We start from the raw sequence: 3,764 nt of genomic DNA, 5'->3' as shown, positions 1-3,764 counted from the left end.
ACAAATTGCAGCTTGAAAAATGCAAAAATGGGAAACAAAATTATTATTTTTTTGTCTTGATTTTTCAGTCCAGTATCGTTATATATTATTTTTTTCTTGCATTATCTGGTAAGTCCATACATGACTATACAAGGACACATAGTAAAATTACCAGGACATATTTTCTTGTTAATTGAACTACATATCAAGTTTTTCGTTTCTTCTCCACAATCAATTAAATTTGATATCATCTTAGTTAGACTATTAATAAATAATTCATTTACCCCCACAGTGGGAGTTCTAATATATTCTATCCCATATTTGTCAGCTATTTTTCTATATTCAATATCTAATTCTACTAATGTTTCAACATGCTCTGATACAAATGCTATTGGAACTATTATAAGAGGTTTATTTTCTTTACCAGCTATTTCAATTTCATCCTCTGTGTTAGGTTTTAACCATTCCACCGGACCAACACGGCTTTGATAAGTTATTTTATAATCTAAATTATCTATGTTAAGATTAGACACTATATTTTCTACAGTTTTTTCAATTTGCCATTGATAAGGATCACCTGCTTTTATTATTTTTGTAGGCAATCCATGAGCTGAAAATAATATGCGAAAAATACCTTTGTTTTTTAACTTTTTTAATGATTTTTTTATTAACAGTAAGTGAGATTTAATAAATTGATCATCAATGGGATAACAACAAATAGTTTTAATTGGTATATCTAAATTTGAATGTATATTTTTTTGGAAAGAAGATACAAAATCTTTAATCGAAGACCCAGTAGTAGTGCTAGAAAAATGTGGATATAATGGTAATAATATTATTTCTGAAGGATTATATTCATTTATTCTTCTTACGGCTTCTTCAGAATTAGGAGAAAAATGACGCATTGCTATAAAAACTCTAAAATCATCATTTATAGTATTTTTTAACTTTTCTATAATAGCATCTTTCTGAGATTCTGTTTCCTGTAAAATAGGTGACTTATTACCTATTAGAGAGTATATTTTTTGAGATTTTTTATTCCTGGTAATTGATATTATTTTAGCAATAATAAATCTCAGAGGATTTGGTAGATTAATAATCGCTCTGTCATAAAATAAATTAAATAAGAACTGCTTAACTGAGCTTAAACTCTCTGGTCCACCAAGATTAAAAAGTACAATAGCTACTTTTTTTTGAGAGATTTTAATATCTAAATTTTCTGACATAATTAACTAAAAACTCAACATTTTCAACTGGTGTATTTGGTAATATACCATGTCCAAGATTAAATATAAAGTTCTTTTTTTTAAAATTTAAAATTATTTTACTAACTTTTTCCTCAATAATCTCTTGATTAGTAAGTAATATAAAAGGATCTAGATTACCTTGTACAATAATTTTTTCGCTCCATAATTTCATAGAACTAACCGGTACAAATTGATCCAACCCAATAACATCTACACCAGTATTATTAATATATTTTTCATATAAAAGCCCAGAACCTCTTGGAAAACCTATAATCGGTAAGTAAGGAAATTGTTCTTTTAAAGCTATTACTATTTTTTTTGTTGGTTGTATAACAAACTGGTCATATTCTGTTTCTTCTAATATCCCTGCCCATGAATCAAATAATTGTACTAAGTCCGCTCCAGCTCTTACTTGTCCTATTAAGTGGATAATAGTCTTCTCAGTGATAAAGTCTAGAAGTTCTTGTGCTAAATTATTATTTTCATAAATAAATCTTTTACTTGTCTCAAAACTTTGCTTACCTCTTCCTTCAAGCATATAAGTCATTACCGTCCATGGACTACCGGCAAAGCCTATTAGTACAGTATCAGTTGGCAAATTTGCTTTAATTTTATTTATTATCTCATAAACTACATTTAATTTTTCACTAGAATTTTCTTTAAGATATTTAAAATCTTCTTTTGATTGAAATTTACGTAATATTGGTCCTATATTTTCTTCAAATTTAACATCCCAGCCTAGTGCATCAGGTAAAACAAGAATATCAGAAAAAACTATAGCTGCATCAAAATTATATCTTCTTATTGGTTGTAAGGTAACTTCTACAGCCTTATTAACATCATAACATAAATTTAGGAAACCACTAACAGTTTTTCTTATTTTTTGGTATTCAGGTAAATATCTACCAGCCTGACGCATTAGCCAAATTGGAGTATAATTATTATTTTTCTTAAAAGTTTGTAATATCTGGTTCATAAATATAGTCCATATTAATCTATATAGTTATATAGTATTTTTTTAGTTGTTGTAGAGATTGTTTATATGTAGATATATTATATATACACGTAGTTATACACATTTTTTATTGTTAAATTACTTAGTATAATATATTGATTGTAATTATTACTCACATTATTTATATAATTATTTTTTAAGTGGATAATTATAGTAATTTATGTGTTTAAAGTTAGGAAACGTGATGGATATTGGATATCTAGCATTTTACACACAAAATTATCCACAAAGTTATTCTTTGTATTTTATAGTTTATTAACCTCTTGATACATGATATATATACCTAATTACTGGTTAATTTTAATATAGATATTAAAGTATGAATAAAAAATTATCCACAAATACTAATAAGTTATGAACAAGCTAGTTATTCACTTGGTTTCAGACTCTTCAGTACAAGCAGTTAAGCATGCAGCTCATACTGCTTTGTCACAATTTAGTAAAATTGAGTCAAAATTATATCATTGGCCAATGTTAAGAAATGTAGAATTGTTGAATGAGGTTTTGAGGAAAATTAAAATGAAGCCAGGCTTGGTATTATACACTATTTTAGATTATGAACTAAGAAGAAATTTAACTAAATTTTGTTATGATTTGAAAATTCCTTGTATTTCTGTCGTAGGTAGAATCGTAAAAGAAATTTCAGCTTTTTTAGGTGTAGAAACAGAAGGAAGTTTAGTTTATGATTATGAATTTGATGAAAGTTATTTTGATAAAATTCATGCTATTGATTATACATTTAGACATGATGATGGTCAGATGACTAGTGAATTAGACGAAGCTGATATTATTCTGGTTGGTCCTTCTAGAACCTCAAAAACACCGACTTCTGTATATTTAGCATATAATGGATTTAAAACGGCAAATATACCTTATATACATGGTTATCCATTTTTAGATATTTTAGGAAATGTAACAAAACAACTTATAATTGGTTTAGTTATTGATCCAGCTAGATTGATTGAAATAAGAGAAACTAGAATGCATTCTTTACAGATAAGTGATAATACTAGCTATACTAATTTTAAAGTAGTCCAGGAAGAATGTATGCAAGTAAAACAAATTTGCGAACAACAAGGATGGTCGGTAATTGATGTTTCAAGAAGATCTGTAGAAGAAACTGCTTCTGTGATTATGAAACTTTATTATGATCGTAATAAGTCTGTTTTAACAAATTATGCTAAATAGCGAATGTTTAAAAGTACAAGAGGTCATTGCGAGACCACATAGTGGTCGTGGCAATCCATTCTCCTCGCAATGACGCTCGAATTACATATTGTTATATGATTAAAGAATCACCTACTAAATCAACGACAGGATTAGGATGAAGATTATCTAAAACATATGAGAACGTTCGCTGAGCTGTGTCAGTATAGAATATCATAGTCTAAAATTCAACCTATCAGGGAAGAAAATATCTAGCTGGGAAACGGTTACCGCCCAATCTGGGATTGGCATATTCCACTTTGCTGTAATCTGTTTTATAGCACAAAAAACCAATTTGAACAAGGCATTTTCACTTG

Annotated in this window: 3 protein-coding genes and 1 pseudogene; 1 reads left to right on the top strand and 3 read right to left on the bottom strand. The window is 28.0% G+C overall.

Annotation, left to right across the window (positions count from 1 at the left end):
* Positions 1–101: 101 nt before the first annotated feature.
* Together hemH and hemE are read right to left on the bottom strand one after the other, a co-directional pair.
* Complete coding sequence (hemH, locus tag RiCNE_RS06285; RefSeq protein ID WP_094649728.1) at positions 102–1,205, bottom strand: ferrochelatase; 1,104 nt, start codon at positions 1,203–1,205, stop codon at positions 102–104.
* Positions 1,183–2,202 carry a uroporphyrinogen decarboxylase gene (gene hemE / locus RiCNE_RS06280; protein ID WP_094649727.1) on the bottom strand — a complete coding sequence of 340 codons (1,020 nt, stop codon included), beginning with the start codon at positions 2,200–2,202 and terminating at the stop codon, positions 1,183–1,185. The genes hemH and hemE overlap by 23 nt, the downstream gene beginning before the upstream one ends.
* A gap of 393 nt (positions 2,203–2,595) precedes the next feature.
* Between hemE and RiCNE_RS06275 the strand changes: the two genes are divergently transcribed.
* Complete coding sequence (locus RiCNE_RS06275) at positions 2,596–3,429, top strand: pyruvate, water dikinase regulatory protein (protein ID WP_094649726.1); 834 nt, start codon at positions 2,596–2,598, stop codon at positions 3,427–3,429.
* A gap of 192 nt (positions 3,430–3,621) precedes the next feature.
* Here RiCNE_RS06275 and RiCNE_RS08615 read toward each other — a convergent pair.
* Positions 3,622–3,764, bottom strand: a pseudogene (locus RiCNE_RS08615) (IS256 family transposase); the annotation flags it as partial.

The organism is Rickettsia endosymbiont of Culicoides newsteadi, from assembly GCF_002259525.1.
In the GTDB taxonomy this organism is placed as follows: Bacteria; Pseudomonadota; Alphaproteobacteria; order Rickettsiales; family Rickettsiaceae; genus Tisiphia.
This window is presented reverse-complemented; position numbering and strand designations above follow the sequence as displayed.

Excerpts from the sequence above, each read along its gene's own strand:
- hemH (WP_094649728.1), bottom strand. The coding sequence starts at position 1,205 with ATGTCAGAAAATTTAGATATTAAAATCTCTCAAAAAAAAGTAGCTATT.
- hemE (WP_094649727.1), bottom strand. The coding sequence starts at position 2,202 with ATGAACCAGATATTACAAACTTTTAAGAAAAATAATAATTATACTCCA.
- RiCNE_RS06275 (WP_094649726.1), top strand. The coding sequence starts at position 2,596 with ATGAACAAGCTAGTTATTCACTTGGTTTCAGACTCTTCAGTACAAGCA.